Genomic DNA, 18,730 nt, shown 5'->3' with positions numbered 1-18,730 from the left:
CCTACCGATACTGGCAGTACGTTTCAGGTGAAAGCAATGCCGGTCGGTTGACCTTGGTTGTGGCCTCCATCACTTGACCTGCCGGTAACAAGCACTTTTCCGGTCTCGATTCGAAGCCGGTGACGCGTACCGTCGGTACGTGTAGGCTCCTCGCCGTGGTTCGTATGAGTGCCGGGGCGGCCCCGCGGACAGTGACCCGCGACGACATCGTGGATGCGGCGATCCGGGTGATCGACCGGGACGGCCCGCGCCCGAGCATGGAGGACATCGCCCGCGAGGCGCGCATCACCAAGCCCCGGCTGTATCGGCAGTTCGCCGACAAAGGTGATCTGTTCACCGAGATCGCCGATCGTATGGCGCGCCAGGCGTTTTCGGCGGCCGGCGGGGATATGACGCTCATGCTGCAACCGCCGCGCGCGGCGCTGCGCCGGATTTTCACCGAGTACGCCCACGGAATCCTGGAGCATCCCAACGTCTTCCGCTTCCTGGGTCAGGCGCCGGTGCTGCAGCAGTCCGGGAACGGTGTGCTGCAACTGGATCTGGGTCGCGAGGCGGCAGGCCGGTTGACGAAGATTTCCCGCTCGGTCGCCGAGGCAGTGCCGCTGAACACCGACGGGCTGGACTATCTCTCGCGCGCCCTGGTCGGGGCGGTGGTGGCGATCACCGATCTGTGGCTGTCGGATTCCGATACCCCGACCGCGGCGCAGACGCAGGAGTTCATCGGCCAGGCCACCGAGCTGGTGTGGGGTCTGATCGACGGTTTCCTGCGCCGCCAGGCGATCGTGGCCGATCCGGACACGCCCATGTTCACCACGTTCGCGGAGGTCAACCATGCGCGCACGGGAGAGAACTGACCGCTTGTTGACACTGCGCCAATAGCGGTGCACCCTGGTGCCCAGGCGCGAAAGCGCGCGCCTGGGAAGCGAAGGAACTTTCATGGCACGCCCCGCATGGAGCGACGACGAGGTCGAAGCGGTACGAGGACTGGCGCACACCTTCTTCGAGAAGGAGGTGATCCCGCACGAGGAGAAGTTCATCGCGCAGGGCCATCCCGATCGCGAGCTGTACAACCGGGCCGGTGAACTGGGCCTGCTGTGCGCGGCCATCCCGGCCGAATACGGCGGTGGCGGTGGCACATTCGCGCACGAGGCGGCCATCATCGAGGCGCAGGCGCATCTGGGTGACGGTGCGCTCGGCATGTCGGTGCACTCCTCGATCATCGCGCCGTACATCCACCAGTTCGGTTCCGAGGAGCTCAAGCGGCGGGTGCTGCCCAAGGCCGCCAGCGGTGCGGTGCTGCTGTCGATCGGCATGACCGAGCCGGGCACCGGCTCGGATCTGCAGAACATCAAGACCCGCGCGGTGCGTGAGGGCGATGAGTACGTCATCACCGGTTCGAAGATCTTCATCTCCAACGGCTGGCTCTGCGACGGCATCATCCTGGCCGTCAAGACCGATCCGACCCAGGGCGCCTCCGGTGTCTCGCTGATCTACGCCGAGGTCGGCGACGACGTGCCCGGCTTCACCCGCGGCCGCATCCTGTCCAAGATCGGCGGCAAGGGCCAGGACACCGCGGAGCTGTTCTTCGACGGCCTGCGGGTGCCGGCCTCGAATCTGCTGGGGGAGGCCGAGGGTCAGGGCTTCTATCAGATGATGCAGATGCTGGCCCAGGAGCGCCTGGTCACGGCGATTCTGGCGGTGGCCATGACCGAGAAGGCCGTCGAGCTGACCATCGACTACACCAAGGGCCGCGAAGCGTTCGGCAAGCCGCTGTTCGCGATGCAGAACACGCGTTTCGAGCTCGCCGAGTGCGCGACCGTCGCCAAGGTCGGCCGCGTTTTCCTCGACGACTGCATCGGCAAGCACCTGCGCGGTGAGCTCGATATTCCCACCGCTGCCATGGCGAAGTACTGGTTGACCGACCAACTCGGTAATGTGGTGGATCGCTGCCTGCAGTTCTTCGGCGGCTATGGCTACATGACCGAGTACCCCATATCCCAGCTGTACACCGGCGCCCGGATCCTGCGGATCCTCGCGGGCGCCAACGAGGTGATGAAGGACCTCATTGCCCGCTCACTCTGACACCACGCTCGAGCCGGTGCCCGCCGACGACACACCGTCACGGCGGCGCCGCCTCGAACCAGACGAACGCCGCGCGCAGATCCTGTCCTGCGCCATCGACATGTTCGGCGAACGTCCGTACGCCGCTGTCTCCACCGCGGAGCTGGCCCAGCGCGCCGGGGTGGCGCGCGGGCTGATCAATCACTACTTCGGCAATAAGCGCGACCTGTATCTGGCGGTCGTGCGCCGCATGGTGACGCTGCCGCGGCTGGACAATATGCTCGTGCCCTCGGGCAATATCCGTGAGCGGGTGGAGGCCAGCGTCTCCTGGCTGCTGGACACCATCGGCGAGCACGGCACCACCTGGGTCAAGGTCACCGGCCTGGAAGGCATCGGCGACGATCCGGAGGTGCAGCGCATTCTCGACGAGGCCGACAATGCCGCCGCCGACCGTGTCGTGCAGATGATGGGCCTGAGCGATTCGCTGCACAACGACGAATTGCGCGCCCTGGTGCGCTGTTACGGCGGCCTGGTCAAGGCGGCGGGCCGGGAATGGATCGTGCGCGGGGCCCTCGACCGCGCCCAGGTGCACGAAATGTTGTCGGACACCCTCACCACCCTGATCGCGGTGTCGTTTCCGAAGGTCAACGGCACCAGATGAATTCACGCTGAACCCCGCGGCAGAAAGTGAGCCGCGGGGTTCAGCGCTGTCTTGCGGGGCCCGGTCTAGGGGACCAGCACCAGTCGTCCTCGCAGGCCGCCCTTTTCGAAGCGGGCGTGTGCGGTGGCGGCCTCGGCGAACGGGAGGGTTTCCGCGACGCGCAGGGTGAGGGTTCCGGCTTCCACCAGGGCGACCAGTGCGGTCAGGCGCGGACCGTCGGGGGCCTGGAAGACCGTGGTCACCGTGATGTCGCGTTCGGATTCGGGGAGCGCCGGCGGGAGCACAGCGACGAATGTGCCACCGTCGCGGACCACCGGGAGGACCTCGGCGCCCAGTTCGGCGGCGTCGATCACGGCGTCGATGCCCTGTGCGCGGAGGGTATCGATGTCGGTGCCCCGGGGGATGAAACCTGTTGCACCCAAAGACAGTACGAGCTGCTCGTCGCCCGCACCGGCCATGCCGAGCACGTGCGCCCCGGCGGCGGCCGCCAGTTGCACCGCGTATCCGCCGACACCGCCCGCCGCGCCGGTCACCAGTACTGTCCGCCCGGCGATCGGGCCGAGCTCGGCCACCACCAGATCCGCGGTGATGCCATTGAGCGGAAGGGTCGCGGCCGCCACGAGATCCACGCCGCTGGGGGCTGCGGCCAGTGTGTCGGCTGCGGCCACGAGGTATTCGGCGGTGCTGCCGAGCGGGTCCGAGAGCCACGGCAGCAGCCCGATGACCGGCTGACCGAGGGCGAAGCCACTGACCTCGGGGCCGAGCGCGTCGACGTACCCGGCGAATTCGACACCGGGGACATACAGCTCGCGGGCCGGCAACATGGATCCGAACACACCGGCGCGGGCACGCACATCGACCGGATTCACCGGGCTGGCGGCGACCCGCACCCGGACCTGGCCGGGACCGGGGGCGGGGACGGGTGTGTCGATGAGGCGCAGCACGTCCGGTCCACCGAATTCTTGAAATGCGACAGCACGCATGGGAATGCTCCTGAGTGTGTGAACAGTTGGAAGATCCACCGGTGGAACGCCTTCCGCCGGAGTTCGACCGGCGGCGGGGCGTGTCATCAACGTACGGCGAGCAGGTGCCCCGCGAGAAGAAGGCACCGGAAAGTACCTAGCTCACCACCAGGAGTGCACATGGCCACCACCACCGTTGCTCAGCAGCGTGAACAGCGCAAAATCGCCTACAACGCGTACGTCGCGGCCTGCCCCACCAACAAGCTGCTCGACACCCTCGGTGACAAATGGACCGGGCTGGTGATGTCCACCCTGACCGACGGTCCGCGCCGGTACGGGGAGATCTCCGCCATCGTCGCGGGCATCAGCAACAAGATGCTCACCCAGACCCTGCGCATTCTCGAACGCGACGGCCTGCTCGAACGTCACCTGACCGCGCAGGTGCCGGTGCGCGTGGACTATTCGCTCACCCCGCTGGGGTCCACCCTCATTCCGATCCTCGGCATGCTCAAGGACTGGGCCGAACTGAATATCGAGGATGTGCTGGCTGCCCGCGCGGCCTTCGACGATGAGTACCGCTAGGCGACGCCGCCGTTGACCCGCAGCACCTGCCCGTTGACCCAGGAAGCGGCGGGACCGAGCAGGTACACGACGGCGGCGGCGATCTCGCCGAAATCGCCGAGGCGATGCAGCGGGGCCTGGGCGGTGAAGCGGTCGATATCGGCGGGGGTTTTGCCCTCGCGGAACATGGGGGAGTCGACCAGGCCCGGTGCGACCGCATTGACGCGAATTCCTCTGGTGCCGAACTCTTTTGCCGCGACCCGGGTCAAGGTCTCGACCCCGGCTTTGGCGGCGAGGTACACCCCGAGACCCGGTGTCGCGGTGGCCACGGCGGTCGAGGAGATGTTCACAATGCTGCCGCCGTCCGCGAGACGAGCCGCGGCCTCCTGCATGCCGTAGAGGGCACCGCGCAGATTGACCCCGAGCAATTCCTCGATGAGCGCGTCGCCGGTGTCGGCGACAGGTTCGACCGCCGACACACCCGCATTGTTGACAAGTCCTGCGGCAGTGCCGAATTCGCGTTCCGCCCTATCGAACAGTGCCCGCACATCAGCCCGCTCGGCCACATTCGCCCGGACCGCCACCGCGCGGGCGCCACGTGTTTCGAGCTCGGTGACCAATGCGCGGGCCGATCGTTCACCGCTGCGGTAGGCGATGACCACGGGGTGCCCGGCGCTGCCCAATCGCCGGACCACCGCGCGCCCGATGCCGGAGGATCCGCCGGTCACAATCACAGGAGTTGTCATAGCAACTAGTAGAGCACCGCTGGGTTGTCATAGCAACTAGGATATGTCCATGGACTCTCTCAGTGACGACGAACTGGCCGCCTGGCACGCCTGTAAAGCCCTGGGCGACCAGGTGACTCGCCGCGTCGGCGCCGATATCGCCGCCGGTACCGGCTACTCCGGCACCGATTACGGGGTGCTCTCGCGCGTGGCGGAACTCGGGGGCGGCCGCCTGCGCCAGCAGCTGCTCGCCGACTCGATCGGGCTGCACAAAGGCGCCATGTCCCATCAGCTCACCCGCATGGAGAGCCGCGACCTCATCCGCCGCGAACGCGCACACGGCGGCGTCGACGTGGTGCTCACCGCCCACGGTGAGCAGGCCCTGCGGCAATTGCGCCCGGTGCACGCCGCCGCGGTCCGCAAGCACCTGCTCGATCGCCTCACCGAGCAGGACCGCGCCGCACTGCTGCGCATCGCCGCCGCGCTCGGCTGAGAATCGCGTGATCGGGGAATGTGGTTCGCGCCGGCGCTGTTGGCCGCAGGTATGGCCAATGAACAGTTCGGGAAGTTCGGTGTGTGGCAGCCGCATTCGCTGGTGACACCCGAGGCGGTGCGGGAGCTGGAAGAGCTCGGCTACGGTGCGGTGTGGCTGGGAACCTCCCCGCCCGCGGACTGGGACGGGTACGACGCGCTGTTCGCCGACTCGCAGTCCATCATCATCGGTACCAGCATCGTGAATGTGTGGGCCACCCCCGCCAAGGCCTCCGCGGACCTGTTCCACCGCCTCGAGAGCAAATACCCCGGCCGCTTCCTGCTGGGCATCGGCGCCGGTCACCGCGAATTCAACGACGGCTACACCAAACCCTATGACGCCCTGGTCACCTACCTCGACGAACTCGACGAGGCAGGCGTCCCGAAAAGCGGCCGCGCGCTGGCCGCCCTCGGACCCAAGGTGGCGAAACTGGCCCGCGACCGCACCGCCGGCGCCCTGCCGTACCTCACCACCCCGGCGCACACCGCCGACCTGCGCGCCCTCTTCGGCCCCGACACCCTGCTCGCCCCCGAACAGAAGGTCGTTCTCGAGGAAGACCCGCAGCACGCCCGCACCATCGCCCGCGAACGCGCCGCCTACTATCTCAACCTCGCCAACTATGTGAACAACCTGCGCCGCTACGGTTTCGACGAGCAGGACCTCACCTACCCCGGCAGCGACCGCGTCATCGACGCCATCGCCCTGCACGGCACCCCGGACCAGATCGCCGATGCCCTCACCGCCCACCTGACCGCCGGCGCCGACCACGTAGCCATCCAGATCCTCGGCGGCGACTACGTCGGTGCCCTGCGCACCCTGGCTCCCTACCTCGCCGCCCGCACCAGCTGAGCGCTGTCGCCTGCCCGGCCATTGGCGGACCGGGCAGGCGACCAACTATCAGCGCGCTACCGCCTCACTCCCGGCCGCGAACCGGTGGACACCCGCGCGAACAGTGTGTCGCGAAGCCGTCGAATCTCGGCCCCGAAACAGGGCCTGCGCGAACACCTCCCGATTCGCTGCTCGCGACCGGGTGAGCACACCACCGACGAAGTCGGTCACACCGGTCACCCGCAGTCCGGTGTCGGCGGCGGAATGGGCACGTTCGCGTGCAGGCCGCAGAGGGATGTCCGGTGACTCGGGGCGGGCGGGTTGTGCTCGTCCCAGTCAGCAGGGCGAGGGATCGCATGTGCCGCCTATTCGGTCAGCATTCTGCGATGGCGGCCGGCCTAGAGGCGTGGGTCGTGGACCAGCAGGAAGCCCGAGAGGGTGAGGGAGTCGTCGGGGGCGTGGCCGGCGTCGGCCCAGAATTCGCGGCCGGGCAGTTCGTTGGCGGGCAGGCCCGCCTGGGCAGCGATCTGGGCGGCGGGCCAGCTCAGGGGGGAGCGGGCGGGATGCCAGGGGGTTTCGAGGTAGGCGAGGGCGGCATCGCTGTCGCCGAATACCAGGACGCACCGCACTCGCACCCGCTCTGTTGCCACAGTTCCATCATCGTCCTCCGGGGCGGTGCCGCGCACCGGTCATTCGGCGGCCGGGTCACTGTCCTTGCGGGCGCGGCTGGGCTGGACGCGGGAGGGCTCGTTCGGCATCTTCGGATACTGCGGCGGCCAGGGAGCGTCCATCAAGCCTGCGGCCATATCCTTTTCGGACATTTCCAGCAGGGGTGCGAGGGACTGGGGGGTGCGGTCGGCCCAGGGATCACCGAGTTCGGCCAGGCGAGCGGGCACCGTGGCGATGGTCATCTCGTCGTTGGTGACCTGTGGCAGCGCGTCCCAGCTGATCGGGGTGGAGACCTGCGCGCCGACCTTCGGGCGCACGCACCAGGCGCCGAAAACCGTTTTGTGGGGCGCGTTCTGATTGAAGTCGACGAATACGCGGGAGCCGCGCTGCTCCTTCCACCACTGGGCGGTGATGGTGCCGGGGTGGCGGCGTTCGAGTTCGCGGGCCAAAGCCACTGCGGCCGAACGTACTTGGTAGCCGTCCCATTTCGGCTCCAGCATGGCGTACAGGTGCAGGCCGCGCGAGCCGGAGGTTTTCACCCGCACATCGATGCCGAGTTCGGTGCACAATTCGCGGGTGTGCACGGCGGCGGCGCGCAGATCATCGAAGCTGATGCCCGGTGAGGGATCCAGATCGATGCGCAGCTCATCGGTGACCCCGGTGGGCGGCAGCACCGCACCGGCGGCGTCGTGCACGGGCGGGGCGGTGCTCACCAGATCCGCCCCGGCATGGGTGGGCCAGACGTGAAAACCCAAGCAGCCCAGGTTCACCGCCCACAGAATGTGCGCCATATCGGCGGCGACCAGTGCGTCGCTGGTGGTGCCGTTCGGGGTGGACACGACCGTGGTCTGCAACCAGTCCGGCACCGATTTGGGCACCCGCTTCTGAAACCACGACTTGCCGCCCGCCCCTTCGGGATAGCGCTCGAGCAGTACCGGGCGATCCTTGATGGTGCGCATGATCGGCTCGGCGACCGCGAGATAGTAGTTCGCCAGATCCTGTTTGGTCTCACCGCGTTTGGAGAAGTAGATCTTGTCCGGGCTCGACAGGGTGACACTGCGCCCGTCCACCTCGATCTCGATGGAATCGCTCATCGCGCAGTACCTTTCGCCTCATCGAAGATGGCCGAGAGTTCGGCCGGGGCGACCTCGTCGAGCTGGGCGTAGGTGCACGAGGCCGGGGTGCGGTCGGTGCGGAACCGCGCCAGCCGCCCACCGTGGCGGAACCGCCCGGCCATCACATGCTCGTAGCGGACCTCGGCGACCAGTTCCGGCCGCAGCGGTTCCCAGGACAGATCCTTGCCGCCGGTCCAGCGGCTCACCCCGCCCGGCATCTTGCCGTCGGCTCGCGCCTGCGCCGCGGCATCGGCCCACTCGCGCCACGGATGGTTCTCGAGGGCGTCGACGCGCAACGGTTCCAGCTCGCCGACCAGTTCCCTGCGGCGCGCGGCGGTGAAACTGCTGGCCACCCCGACATGGTGCAGATTGCCCTCGGCGTCGAAGAGCCCCAGCAGCAGCGAGCCGACCCCTTCGCCGTCCTTGTGCCAGCGGAATCCCGCGACCACACAGTCGGCGGTGCGTTCGTGCTTGACCTTGAACATCACCCGCTTGTCCTGCAGATAGCCCAGATCCGCGGCCTTGACCATCACCCCGTCGAAGCCCGCGCCCTCGAACCGGGTGAACCAGTCCTGCGCCACGTCCGGGTCATCGGTGAGGGGCGTGAGGTGAATGCGGGTCACGCCGCCCTCACCCGCTCCGTCGCCGCCGCGCTCGAGCACGGTCTCGAGCAGCCGCCGCCGCTCGGAGAACGGTTCTGCGGTCAGATCGCGATCCCCGAGCGCCAGCAGATCGAAGCCGACAAAACTGGCCGGTGTCTCCACCGCCAGCTTGTTCACCCGCGACGCCGCCGGATGCAGCCGCTGCTGCAGAGTGTCGAAGTCCAGTCCCTGATCGGTGACCACGACGATCTCACCGTCGATCACGCACTGCTGCGGCAGTGTCTGACGGAAGATCTCCACCAGTTCCGGAAAATACCGGGTCAGCGGGCGATCATTGCGCGATCCGAGTTCGATCTCGTCCCCGTCGCGAAAGACGATGCACCGGAACCCATCCCATTTGGGTTCGTAGCGCAGTCCCTCCTCGCGCGGCAGGGCCGAGACCGATTTCGCCAGCATCGGTTTGACCGGTGGCATGACGGGCAGCTTCACACGACCTCCTAGGGTTGGGTTCACCCAGGTAGACGGCGCGACCGGCCGAAACTCACCGGTCGGCTGCCTCCCACGAAGATCGTACGGGGCCAGCGGTCTGTTTTGCGGTACTGCTCAGCTTTCGAGCCAGCCGTGCTGATCGGCGAACGCCGTCAGCCTGTCGCGGATGGTCAGTATTTCCCCGGCCGTGAGCGCGGGGCTGGCATCGAGCAGCAGTTCGGTGATGAGCCGGCGATGTTCGGCGGCACTGAGCTGCCCGGCGCCACCGGCCCGATCCTTGACCTTGTGGGCGCGCACCGGCGGCGGCGCACCGGCGACCAGGGCGAGATTGATGGCCTTGGGCCCCCGATCACCCTCGGTCACGTCGAATTCGAACACCCGCCCCTGCCGCAATTCGTCTTCATCCAACCCGATGTCGTTCACATGAACGAACACGTCCGGCCCACCGTCTTCCGGACGGATGAAACCGAACCCCCGAGAGCTGTCGAACGACACCAATTTCCCGATGGACACCTAAACACCTGCTCCTCGTCGCCGCGTCCCTCTTGCGGCAAGCCTAGTCCGCAGCACGATCATTATTGGAAGAAAGTGCCTTTTGTAACGAATTGAAAACAGTGAGGCCCTGACCCACCATGCCGTTGACGAGCTCGCCCACGCCCTCGGGACCGTTGAGCACCGTCAGGTTGGCATTGGCCAGCCCCGCCGAGGCCGCCTTCACGATCTCCGGCAGCTGTTCGATGAGCAGCTGATCGAGCGCGATGCGGTTGTTGGAGGAGGCCGCCTCGGCCTGGATGCGCGTGCGATCGGCCTCGGCCACCGCCAGGATGCGCACCCGTTCCGCTTCTGCCAGAGCGGGTTTGACCACTTCGGCCTGCAGCTGCTGCTCGCGCAGCTCCGACTGCTTGCGCGCCTGCTCGGCCTGCGCGGTCAGCACGCCCTGCAGGGCGACGGCTTGGGCGAGCGGACCCGACTGCGCCGCTTCGGCATTGGCCTTGTCGATGTCCTGCTGATACTGCGCCCGCAGGATGGAGGTCTCGCGCGCGTATTCGGCCTGCCGGCGCAGTGATTCCTGCTCGGCCTCGGCGGCGGCCTGGGCGGCGGCGGCCTGCGCGATCTGCGCATCACGCTGGATCGCGGCATTGTGCGGGGCCGCGAGTGCGGTGATGTAGCCGAGATTGCCGTCGTCGATGGACTGGATCTGGAACGAGTCGACCGACAGCCCGATATTGCCCATCTCCACCTTGGAGGCCAGCAGCACCTGATCGGCGAGCTTCTGCCGCTCCCGGATGATCTCCTCCACCGTCATCGACCCGACGATCGAGCGCAGATGGCCGGAGAAGATGCGCCCGGTCAGCACCGACATCTCCCGCTCCTGCTCGGACAGGAACCGTTGCGCCGCATTGACTATCGACTGCGTGTCATTGGCGACCTTGAACGCGATGACCGCCCGCACATCGAGCTGGATGGCCTGGGTGGTGACGCAGCGCTCCTGTATCTCCGATTCGAACATGGCCAGCGACAGGAAGCTGACCTTCCGGAACAGCGGCAGCACCCAGGTGCCGTGTCCGATCACCACACGAAACGGGGCATTCTCCTTGGGCCCGCCACCGCTGACGAGCATGGCCTCGTCCGGATCGGGCACATGGTAACCCAGCACTGTTGTCTCCCTTGATGTCTCAGATATCCCCACGATGGTCGTCCGGGAGTGGAATCCACGGCACCACATCCACGATCCGCCCCGGATGCACGGCCACCACCAGCACGCTGGCTCCGGTGTCCAGTGCCTGGTCGGCTCGCGCGATGTACAGCTCGGTTCCCCCTCGGATTGCGACCAGCACCTCTCCGAGCATGTGCTCGCCCCGGATCGGCGTCGTCAGCGTACCGGTCAGTCCCAGTACCGGGTCGGACATCGCGGGCAACTCCTTGTATTTACGGTGAAAGACCAGCGTAGTTGTCGTGGCGGCAAGTGGGCGGACCGTGCGGTCGGATTTTGCGACCGAATTGATAACTGAAGCTTTGCGACACCTCGGTATCATTTGGAACGGCCCGCCGCTCCCGCACTCGTGAAAGGTGCTGAAAATATGCCTGCGCGTGTCGATGTGAAATTGTTCTGGTTCCCAGGCGGTCGAGCTGGCAGGCTGAAGCGGTGACCACCCCTCCGGATATACCGGCCACAGATTCGGCCAACGATAAATTGGACGCCCGCGTCTTCAAGATCGCCGGCGTCGTCGTACTGGGCGCCATCATGTCGATCCTCGACGTGACCGTGGTGACCGTGGCAATTCCCACCTTCCAGCACGACTTCAGCACCACCTACGCCGTCGCGGCCTGGTCTATGACCGGCTACACCCTCGCGCTGGCCACCGTCATTCCACTCACCGGGTGGGCGGCCGACCGATTCGGCACCAAACGCCTCTACATGGCGGCCCTGATCTTCTTCGTGCTCGGCTCCATCCTGTGCAGCTTCGCATGGAATATCAGCTCGCTCATCGCATTTCGCGTGATCCAGGGCCTGGGCGGCGGCATGCTCATGCCGCTGGGCATGACGATCATGACCCACGCGGCCGGCCCGCAGCGCATCGGGCGCGTCATGGCGGTGCTCGGCGTGCCGATGCTGCTGGGCCCCATCGCCGGCCCGATCCTGGGCGGCTGGCTGATCGACAGCTTCAGCTGGCACTGGATCTTCCTGATCAATGTGCCGATCGGCATCATCGCGCTGGCTCTGGCGTGGATCGTGTTCGACGCCGACCGGCCCGAACCGTCGGAGAGTTTCGACTTCCTCGGCATGCTGCTGGCCTCACCGGGTCTGGCGCTGTTCCTGTTCGGCGTGTCCTCGATTCCCGGTGAGGGCACCGTACTGGCGGCGAAGGTGCTCATCCCGGCGATCATCGGCGCGCTGCTGCTGGTGGCGTTCGTCTTCCACGCGCTGCGCACCGAACATCCGCTCATCGATCTGCATCTGTTCCAGAACAAATCGCTGCGCTACGCCGTCATGACCATGACCCTGTTCGCCATGGCGTTCTTCGGTTCGGGTCTGCTGCTGCCGAGTTATCTGCAGCAGGTGCGCGGGGAATCGACCCTCGCGGCCGGTCTGCTGATCGCCCCCCAGGGTTTGGGCGCCATGCTGACCATGCCGATCGCCGGACGCCTGGTGGACAAGATGGGCCCGGGCAAGATCGTGCTCACCGGTATCAGCATCATGGTGCTGGGCATGGCCTTCCTGACCCAGGTCAAATCCGATACCCCGTACGCGGCGCTGTGCGCGGCGCTGTTCGTCATGGGTCTGGGCATGGGCTGCACCATGATGCCCACCATGACCGCCGCCATTCAGACCCTGACCCACGGTCAGGTCGCGCGCGGTTCGACGCTGATGAACATCGTCAACCAGACGGCCGGATCCATCGGCACCGCAACGATTTCCGTGGTGCTGACCACCCTGCTCAATCACCGGCCCCTGGCGGGTGCGGCCATCGGCTCGCGCTACAGTCCCGAGCTCGCAGGCAAGATTCCGCAGCCCGATCTCGATCGCGGATTCTCCGATGCCGCACAGGCTTTCGGCCACACCTTCGTGGTCGCACTGGTGCTGCTGCTGCTCACCCTGATCCCGGCGTTCTTCCTGCCGAGGGTCAAACCGAAGAATCCGGAGCTCACCGAGGCCCCGGTGGTCGTCGCGCACTGAGGTTTCACCCTCGTGCGCGCCGAGGCGTCGCCTCCCCGCGCACGGAGGTTTTCGCACACATCGCCCCCGTTCGGCAGTATCCGAGCGGGGGCGATGTGCGTCTGTCCGGCCGGCGCGGGGGAGCGCTACCGGGCCTGGCTGCCGGTCACCGGCTGCAATACCCGCTCGACCAGAGCGGTGTCGCAGTGCTCGATGACCTCGGTGATCCGGCCGTCCGCGAGCCGAAAGACGAAGCAGTAGGTCTGGTGATACGGGCCGTGCGCGGTGGTCCCGTAGCCGCGAGCCTGGACCACCACACGGTCGCCGTCGGCGAGCAGGAAATCGGGCTCGAAGCGGTAGCCGTCGGTGAACTGGGCCATGATCGGGCGCAGCAGTCCGGTCAGCACCTCGGATTTGGGCTCCCAGATGCCCGCCCAGGACCAGGCGCCCGGAAACACCCAGCGGCAGTCCTCGGCCAGCGCGTCGCCCAGCGCGCGAGTAGTGCCCAGCGCCAGCTGCGCGAAGATCCCGCGAATGAATTCCTTGTTCTCGATTGCGCTCACACCCCGAAACTACGGTCGCCGCAGCCATGCGACCAGCGGCAATCACGCATATCTGGTATCACAATGACGCATGGCAGAGTTCACGGTGACCGGGCTGCGCGTGGTCCGGGAGGCAGCGCGCGGGGGATCGTTCACCCGCGCCGCCGAGCGGCTGGGTTATACGCAGTCCGCGGTCTCCCGCCAGATCACGCTGATGGAGGCGGCGGCCGGGCAGGCGCTGTTCGAGCGGCAGTCTCGGGGCGTGCGGCCCACCGACGCCTGCCGGATCGTGCTGCGGCACGCCGACGCCGTCCTCGACGCGCTCGATGCCGCGCGGGAAGAACTGCGTACTCCGCTCCCGCCCAGCCGAATACGGGTCGGGGCATTCTCCACCGCCACCGCCGCGCTGGTGCCGCGCGCGATCGTCGCGGCGTCGCGGCGCTCTCCGGGATTGCAGGTGCGATTGCGGGAGGGCACCAGCGCGGCGCTGCTGTCGGCCCTGACCCGCAACCGGATCGATCTGGCCGTACTGTCCGGAATCGCAGAGCTGCCCGAGGGCTTGGAAGCCGCACCGCTGCTGCAGGATTCGCTGTTCGTCGCCGTGCCTCCGGGGCATCCGCTGGCCGCGGCCGCCGGCGTGCGGCCCTCGGCGCTGCGGGAGGAGAGCTGGATCGTCGGCAGCGCGGACCCGAGAACCACACTGCTGGGCGCATGGGCCGACCCGGCCTGGGAACCGCGCATTGCGCACGTCGCGCGCGACTGGGTCGCCAAACTGGGCCTGGTGGCCGCCGGACTCGGCATCACCGTGGTGCCCGGTCTGGCCGTACCCGCGCTGCCGCCAACGGTTTCCATCGTCCGCATCGACGATCCCGCCGCCGTGCGGCCCACCGTCCTGGTCTACCGGCGCTCCGGACTCGCCGCCGATCACCCCTTCGCCGAGGCGCTGCGCGACAGCGCCGCCGAACTGGGCGCCGAACTGCGGCAACGACTTCGGCCCTAGCGCGATGACCGGCCCCGGACTTCGGCAATAAGGGTGGTATTCCAGCGCGCGGGCTTCGGCAGGTGGCGGGCGCGGGCTTGGGCCCGGTAATGGTCAACGGCCGTTCGCTCCCGCACCCGCGAAGACTTCGGCTGTAGACACTGGTAGTCGCCAGACACTGGTAGTCGCCGTGGGAAGTAGCCGCCTAGGCGGTGGCCGACATGCCCACCCGGTCGGCGGTGATGCGGCCGGAATCGGTGTCGTAGTCGTACAACTCGCCGTAGCGGCCCCATTCGATGGCCAATTCCAGCTGCCGGCGCGCATCCTCGTCGGAGAAGCCGCGCCGCAGCAGATCCTGGAAGAAATCCGCGCGCGCACTGCCGTCGGAACTGCCGATCAGCGCACTGCAGATGGTGCGCACCAGGGGCGCGCGGCGGCGCGCCTGGGTGGCGAAGAGGTTCTTGCTGGTCTGGATATCGGCGGTGGTGAAGTTCGCGCCGATATTGGTCAGGATCACATCACCGGAATCGGCGATCAGGAATCCCAGCAGGGCGGCCGCATCGACCAGGGGCAGCAGATCGTCGAGTTCGAAGTTCAATTCGTCGGCGATCACCGGCAGATCGGCGCGCCCGTCCTTGGCATAGACCAGCTCCAGCAGACCCGCGATCCCGCCGACCGAGGCATCGGGCAGCGGGATGGCGAACGGGGTGCCGGTATCGGGTGTGGCGGCGGCGATTTCGGTATCGCGGCCGGTGAGCAGCCCGTAGATCTGATCGACCAGGGCGATGAAGCCGGGCGCGCGGCGATTGCGCGGGCGCGGTTGATCCACCACGACCTCGGCGATGATGTGCCCGGGATTGGCGCCCAGCACCACCACGCGATCGGCCAGCTGCACCGCCTCCTCGATATTGTGGGTGACGATGCAGATCGCGCGGGTCGGAAAGTCCTTGGTGGACCACAGATTCACCAGTTCGGTGCGCAGATTCTCCGCCGTCAGCACATCCAGCGCCGAGAACGGCTCATCCATCAGCAGCAGATCCGGCTCCAGCACCAGGGCGCGCGCGAAGCCCACCCGCTGGCGCATACCGCCGGAAAGCTCCTTGGGATAGGCGGTTTCGAAACCGTCCAGGCCGATGCGGTCGATCGCCTCGAGCGCGCGCTGACGGCGCTGCCCCGGCGGCACGCCGCGCGCGGCCAACCCCAGTTCCACATTGTCCTGCACGGTCAGCCACGGCATCAGCGCGAAGGACTGGAACACCAGTGCCGCACCGGGATTCGCCCCGGTGAGCGGTGTGCCCCGGTAGCGGACCTGCCCGCTGGTGGGTGCCAGCAGTCCGGCCACCGCCCGCAGCAGCGTGGACTTGCCCGAGCCCGAGCGGCCCAGCAGCGCCACGATCTCCCCGTCGCGCACTTGCAGATTCACGTGTTCGAGCACATTGAGGCGCTCGCCGGACGCGCCGTCGAACGACATACCGACATCGTCGATATCGATGAGGACTTCGCCGGTGGTTGCGGTCGTCATATGAAGTCTCCTTAGAACGAGTAGCGGCGTTGCGCCAGGGCGTAGAGCCGCCGCCAGAAGAGTCGATTGAGGCCGACCACATAGGCGCTCATGATGAGCACGCCCACCAGAATGCGCGGGCCGTCACCGACGCTGGTGGCATCGGCGATATAGGAACCCAGACCGGTCGCCGTCAGCGTGGTGTCACCGAATTTCACGACCTCGGCGACGATGGCGGCATTCCACGCCCCGCCCGCCGCGGTAATGGCGCCGGTGACGAAGCTGGGGAAGATGGCGGGCAGGATCAGCCGCCGCCACCACAGCGAGCGCGGCAAGCGCAGACTGGTCGCGGCCTCGCGCAGATCATTGGGCACCGCCGAGGCGCCCGCGATCACATTGAACAGGATGTACCACTGCGCACCCAGGGCCATCAGCACGATGCCCGCCCACTGCAGGCTCGCACTGGTCGCCAGCAGCACCGCGCCGATGAGCGGGAACAGGAAATTGGCGGGGAAGCTGGCCAGCACCTGCACGATCGGCTGCGCGATCCGGGACACCTTGGGGTTCAACCCGATCCACACCCCGACCGGCACCCAGATGACGGTGGCGAAGAGCAGCACCACGATCACCCGCGCCAGCGTGATCGCGCCCAGGCCCGCGGCATGGGCCAGTTCCTCGAAACCGACGGTGGACCGGATATAGCGCAGCATGAGGAAACAGCCCACCGCCAGCGCGGCCCAGACGATGAGTGTGAACACCAGATCATTGGCGCGGCGGCGCTTGTCGGGCACATACAGCTGATGTTCGGCCAGGCCGAACACCCGCATCATCCGGTCGATCGGATACACCAGCGGCCCCAAGACCCGCCCCAGCAGCACCGTGATGTGGCTGCGGCGCAACAGATTCAGCACCAGGCTGCGCGGGGCCTGCGCGGATTTGCTGTCCTCGAAGCGGAAACGCTCCACCCACACCGTGATCGGCCGCCAGAACAGCACATTCAGGCCCACCACCATGACGATCATGGTCACGATCGCCAGCAGCACCTTGCCGGTATCGCTCTCGCCGGCCGCACTGGCCACATAGGAGCCGATGCCCGGCAGCGCGTACTCGCGATTGTTGACGCTGATCGCCTCGGCCGCGGTCAGGAAGAACCAGCCGCCACCGAAACTCATCATCGCGTTCCACACCAGCGGGAACATGCCGCTGGGCACATCCAGTCGCCAAAACCGCTGCCAGCGCGACAATCTCAGATTGCGGGCCGCCTCATCGAGTTCCCGCGGCTGCGAAACGAGGCTGTGGTGGAACGCGAAGGCCATATTCCAGGCCTGCGAGGTGAAGATCGCGAAGATCGACGCGGCCTCCAAACCCAGTGTGGAGCCCGGGAACAGGGCGATGAACCCGGTCACCGTCACCGACAGGAAACCCAGGATCGGCACCGACTGCAGAATGTCCAGCGCCGGCAGCATGACCTTCTCCGCGCGCGGCAGCCGGGCCGCGGCGGTGGCGAACACGAAGGTGAACACGATCGACAGACCCAGCGCCAGGAACATGCGCAGCAGCGACCGCGCCGCGTAGTAGGGCAACTCGGCGGGATCGGTGGAAATGCTCGACGGTGCCGACGAATCGTCGAAAGGCACATTCATGCCTTGGGAGACCCGCACCACCAGCCAGATCAGGACCGCCGCGCCCGCGAAGACCGCGATATCGGCCCAGCGCGAACGCGGGCGATCGAGCACACCGCGGGTGGGATAGGTGGTGCTCATGCCTCCACCTCCGGTTGCGGCACCGTACGCCAGCCGACACTGGTGACCGACGGCTCCAGGCTCAGCCGGCTCACCGCGGACTCCATCTGCCGGTCGTCGCGGCGGTCACCGGTCAACTCCGCCCGCACCTCCACCCGCCCGGGCACGGTGTTGTGACTGGAGATGGACACCAGCCGGAAGTCCGTGCGCGTCAAGGACTGCACCAGCAGCGAGCGCACCGCGGCCTCGTGCGCGTCATCGGTGACGGCGGTGAACGCGTACAGCGCGTCCTGATCGCGGTCGACCGGCCGATCCACCGCGCGGGCGGCGGTGCGCAGCGCGGTATTGACCACCACGACCGCGACCGTGCCCGCCGCGGCGGTGGTGAACATCCCGGCGCCGGTCAGCGCGCCGACCGCCGCCGCACACCACAGCGTGGCGGCGGTATTGAGGCCGCGGATATTGAACCCGTCGCGCATGATGACACCCGCGCCGAGGAAGCCGATACCGGAAACGATCTGTGCCGCAACGCGAGTCGGGTCAGCGTCGCTGCCGCTGAAACCGTGTGCCGACAGCAGCACGAACAGGGTGGCCCCGGCGGATACCAGGGCATTCGTGCGCAATCCGGCCATGCGTGCCCGGTACTGCCGCTCGAAGCCGATCACCGCACCGAACCCGACACCCGCGCCGAGCCGAAGCAGCATTTCCCACGTGGTCATGACGCCCTCCACTAAGAGGTCGGCGCACTCGTGAACGCACGCTACAGGGGGAAAAGCACCGCGCAGCGGAGAAAGGGAGTGTCGCCTGGTGAACGATTGGCTAACGGAACTTTGTCCGGTCCATCGGGCATGACACTCACCTCCAGCTGCGTCTGCGAGCGCGCCAGGGGAGTGGTTTCCGGCGCGAATCGCCGAACGGTGACCACCCCTCGTAAGACCTTTGGCACTCCACGGCGTAACCCGCACCAGGGGCGGGAGCCGGTCGGGATCACCCCTTGATCCGGGGAGACCTGTCCTGACCCGGGGCGTCTCTCGACGTTCGGGGTCGCCGGCCTGTATCCGCAGAGGAGCCTCAGCTAACGACGGCACCTTGCGGTTGCGAGT

Annotated in this window: 20 protein-coding genes and 1 riboswitch; of the genes, 8 read left to right on the top strand and 12 right to left on the bottom strand. The window is 67.2% G+C overall.

Annotated elements, in window-relative coordinates:
• The first annotated feature begins 164 nt into the window (after positions 1-164).
• The 3 genes from ABZX86_RS29590 (at position 165) to ABZX86_RS29580 (ending at position 2,722) form a co-directional block, all read left to right on the top strand.
• Positions 165-854, top strand: a complete 690-nt coding sequence (locus tag ABZX86_RS29590) for a TetR/AcrR family transcriptional regulator (RefSeq protein WP_327146556.1) — start codon at positions 165-167, stop codon at positions 852-854.
• Between the two features lie 82 nt (positions 855-936).
• Positions 937-2,082, top strand: a complete 1,146-nt coding sequence (locus tag ABZX86_RS29585) for an acyl-CoA dehydrogenase family protein (RefSeq protein WP_355127939.1) — start codon at positions 937-939, stop codon at positions 2,080-2,082.
• Positions 2,066-2,722 carry a TetR/AcrR family transcriptional regulator gene (locus ABZX86_RS29580; protein WP_355127938.1) on the top strand — a complete coding sequence of 219 codons (657 nt, stop codon included), beginning with the start codon at positions 2,066-2,068 and terminating at the stop codon, positions 2,720-2,722. Before ABZX86_RS29585 ends, ABZX86_RS29580 begins: the two co-directional genes overlap by 17 nt.
• Before the next feature lie 65 nt (positions 2,723-2,787).
• Here ABZX86_RS29580 and ABZX86_RS29575 read toward each other — a convergent pair whose 3' ends face one another.
• A complete protein-coding gene (locus ABZX86_RS29575) occupies positions 2,788-3,705 on the bottom strand; it encodes an NADP-dependent oxidoreductase (RefSeq protein WP_355127937.1) in 918 nt (305 codons plus the stop codon).
• Between the two features lie 159 nt (positions 3,706-3,864).
• Here ABZX86_RS29575 and ABZX86_RS29570 point away from each other — a divergent pair, with 159 nt between their 5' ends.
• On the top strand, positions 3,865-4,266 hold the full coding sequence (locus ABZX86_RS29570) for a helix-turn-helix domain-containing protein (protein ID WP_355127936.1): 402 nt from the start codon (positions 3,865-3,867) through the stop codon (positions 4,264-4,266).
• Here ABZX86_RS29570 and ABZX86_RS29565 read toward each other — a convergent pair.
• The gene (locus tag ABZX86_RS29565; protein WP_355127935.1) at positions 4,263-4,991 is read right to left on the bottom strand and encodes an SDR family oxidoreductase; all 729 of its coding nucleotides are present in this window, start codon (positions 4,989-4,991) and stop codon (positions 4,263-4,265) included. The genes ABZX86_RS29570 and ABZX86_RS29565 overlap by 4 nt on opposite strands.
• 49 nt (positions 4,992-5,040) lie before the next feature.
• Here ABZX86_RS29565 and ABZX86_RS29560 point away from each other — a divergent pair, with 49 nt between their 5' ends.
• Positions 5,041-5,463 (top strand): MarR family transcriptional regulator, encoded by a 423-nt coding sequence (locus ABZX86_RS29560; protein WP_355127934.1) that lies wholly within the window; start codon positions 5,041-5,043, stop codon positions 5,461-5,463.
• Positions 5,464-5,514: 51 nt separating this feature from the next.
• On the top strand, positions 5,515-6,351 hold the full coding sequence (locus tag ABZX86_RS29555; RefSeq protein WP_355127933.1) for an LLM class F420-dependent oxidoreductase: 837 nt from the start codon (positions 5,515-5,517) through the stop codon (positions 6,349-6,351).
• 377 nt (positions 6,352-6,728) lie between these two features.
• Here the strand turns inward: ABZX86_RS29555 and ABZX86_RS29550 are convergent, their stop codons facing one another.
• The 6 genes from ABZX86_RS29550 to ABZX86_RS29525 all read right to left on the bottom strand — a co-directional run bounded on the left by ABZX86_RS29550 (position 6,729) and on the right by ABZX86_RS29525 (position 11,115).
• Positions 6,729-6,980, bottom strand: coding sequence for a hypothetical protein (locus ABZX86_RS29550; RefSeq protein ID WP_355127932.1), 252 nt, complete (start codon positions 6,978-6,980; stop codon positions 6,729-6,731).
• Positions 6,981-7,019: 39 nt separating this feature from the next.
• Complete coding sequence (locus tag ABZX86_RS29545; RefSeq protein WP_355127931.1) at positions 7,020-8,093, bottom strand: ATP-dependent DNA ligase; 1,074 nt, start codon at positions 8,091-8,093, stop codon at positions 7,020-7,022.
• The gene (locus ABZX86_RS29540; RefSeq protein WP_355127930.1) at positions 8,090-9,205 is read right to left on the bottom strand and encodes an ATP-dependent DNA ligase; all 1,116 of its coding nucleotides are present in this window, start codon (positions 9,203-9,205) and stop codon (positions 8,090-8,092) included. Before ABZX86_RS29540 ends, ABZX86_RS29545 begins: the two co-directional genes overlap by 4 nt.
• Before the next feature lie 114 nt (positions 9,206-9,319).
• Entirely contained in the window at positions 9,320-9,718 is a 399-nt protein-coding gene (locus ABZX86_RS29535) for a cold shock domain-containing protein (RefSeq protein WP_327139086.1), read from the bottom strand.
• Positions 9,719-9,761: 43 nt separating this feature from the next.
• Entirely contained in the window at positions 9,762-10,862 is a 1,101-nt protein-coding gene (locus tag ABZX86_RS29530; RefSeq protein WP_327139087.1) for an SPFH domain-containing protein, read from the bottom strand.
• A gap of 19 nt (positions 10,863-10,881) precedes the next feature.
• On the bottom strand, positions 10,882-11,115 hold the full coding sequence (locus tag ABZX86_RS29525; protein ID WP_355127929.1) for a hypothetical protein: 234 nt from the start codon (positions 11,113-11,115) through the stop codon (positions 10,882-10,884).
• Between the two features lie 236 nt (positions 11,116-11,351).
• Here ABZX86_RS29525 and ABZX86_RS29520 point away from each other — a divergent pair, with 236 nt between their 5' ends.
• The gene (locus ABZX86_RS29520) at positions 11,352-12,884 is read left to right on the top strand and encodes a DHA2 family efflux MFS transporter permease subunit (RefSeq protein WP_355127928.1); all 1,533 of its coding nucleotides are present in this window, start codon (positions 11,352-11,354) and stop codon (positions 12,882-12,884) included.
• A 125-nt stretch (positions 12,885-13,009) separates the two neighbouring features.
• Here the strand turns inward: ABZX86_RS29520 and ABZX86_RS29515 are convergent, their stop codons facing one another.
• Positions 13,010-13,426: a nuclear transport factor 2 family protein gene (locus ABZX86_RS29515; protein WP_355127927.1), complete on the bottom strand. Its 417-nt coding sequence runs from the start codon at positions 13,424-13,426 to the stop codon at positions 13,010-13,012.
• A gap of 70 nt (positions 13,427-13,496) precedes the next feature.
• On the opposite strand from ABZX86_RS29515, the gene ABZX86_RS29510 reads away from it, so the two are divergent.
• Positions 13,497-14,405, top strand: coding sequence for a LysR family transcriptional regulator (locus ABZX86_RS29510; protein WP_355127926.1), 909 nt, complete (start codon positions 13,497-13,499; stop codon positions 14,403-14,405).
• Positions 14,406-14,589: 184 nt separating this feature from the next.
• Here ABZX86_RS29510 and ABZX86_RS29505 read toward each other — a convergent pair whose 3' ends face one another.
• From ABZX86_RS29505 to ABZX86_RS29495, 3 genes are read right to left on the bottom strand one after another with little or no spacing between them, the layout of a single operon-like run.
• Positions 14,590-15,906 carry a nitrate/sulfonate/bicarbonate ABC transporter ATP-binding protein gene (locus ABZX86_RS29505; RefSeq protein ID WP_355127925.1) on the bottom strand — a complete coding sequence of 439 codons (1,317 nt, stop codon included), beginning with the start codon at positions 15,904-15,906 and terminating at the stop codon, positions 14,590-14,592.
• 11 nt (positions 15,907-15,917) lie between these two features.
• Entirely contained in the window at positions 15,918-17,648 is a 1,731-nt protein-coding gene (locus tag ABZX86_RS29500) for an ABC transporter permease subunit (protein WP_355127924.1), read from the bottom strand.
• Complete coding sequence (locus ABZX86_RS29495; protein ID WP_355127923.1) at positions 17,645-18,346, bottom strand: MgtC/SapB family protein; 702 nt, start codon at positions 18,344-18,346, stop codon at positions 17,645-17,647. Before ABZX86_RS29495 ends, ABZX86_RS29500 begins: the two co-directional genes overlap by 4 nt.
• 197 nt (positions 18,347-18,543) lie before the next feature.
• Positions 18,544-18,717: riboswitch (M-box (ykoK) riboswitch) on the bottom strand.
• Positions 18,718-18,730 lie beyond the last annotated feature (13 nt).

Origin of the sequence: Nocardia sp. NPDC006630 (assembly GCF_040611495.1) — a bacterium.
Classification (GTDB): domain Bacteria; phylum Actinomycetota; class Actinomycetes; order Mycobacteriales; family Mycobacteriaceae; genus Nocardia.
Note: the sequence above shows the minus strand (reverse complement) of the source record. Positions and strands in the feature narration are given on the sequence as shown.

Bases quoted from the DNA above. Each gene is read 5' to 3' on its own strand.
- ABZX86_RS29575 (WP_355127937.1), bottom strand. From the start codon at position 3,705: ATGCGTGCTGTCGCATTTCAAGAATTCGGTGGACCGGACGTGCTGCGC.
- ABZX86_RS29500 (WP_355127924.1), bottom strand. From the start codon at position 17,648: ATGAGCACCACCTATCCCACCCGCGGTGTGCTCGATCGCCCGCGTTCG.
- ABZX86_RS29570 (WP_355127936.1), top strand. From the start codon at position 3,865: ATGGCCACCACCACCGTTGCTCAGCAGCGTGAACAGCGCAAAATCGCC.
- ABZX86_RS29495 (WP_355127923.1), bottom strand. From the start codon at position 18,346: ATGACCACGTGGGAAATGCTGCTTCGGCTCGGCGCGGGTGTCGGGTTC.
- ABZX86_RS29510 (WP_355127926.1), top strand. From the start codon at position 13,497: ATGGCAGAGTTCACGGTGACCGGGCTGCGCGTGGTCCGGGAGGCAGCG.
- ABZX86_RS29505 (WP_355127925.1), bottom strand. From the start codon at position 15,906: ATGACGACCGCAACCACCGGCGAAGTCCTCATCGATATCGACGATGTC.
- ABZX86_RS29590 (WP_327146556.1), top strand. From the start codon at position 165: ATGAGTGCCGGGGCGGCCCCGCGGACAGTGACCCGCGACGACATCGTG.
- ABZX86_RS29525 (WP_355127929.1), bottom strand. From the start codon at position 11,115: ATGTCCGACCCGGTACTGGGACTGACCGGTACGCTGACGACGCCGATC.
- ABZX86_RS29585 (WP_355127939.1), top strand. From the start codon at position 937: ATGGCACGCCCCGCATGGAGCGACGACGAGGTCGAAGCGGTACGAGGA.
- ABZX86_RS29560 (WP_355127934.1), top strand. From the start codon at position 5,041: ATGGACTCTCTCAGTGACGACGAACTGGCCGCCTGGCACGCCTGTAAA.
- ABZX86_RS29545 (WP_355127931.1), bottom strand. From the start codon at position 8,093: ATGAGCGATTCCATCGAGATCGAGGTGGACGGGCGCAGTGTCACCCTG.
- ABZX86_RS29565 (WP_355127935.1), bottom strand. From the start codon at position 4,991: ATGACAACTCCTGTGATTGTGACCGGCGGATCCTCCGGCATCGGGCGC.
- ABZX86_RS29555 (WP_355127933.1), top strand. From the start codon at position 5,515: ATGGCCAATGAACAGTTCGGGAAGTTCGGTGTGTGGCAGCCGCATTCG.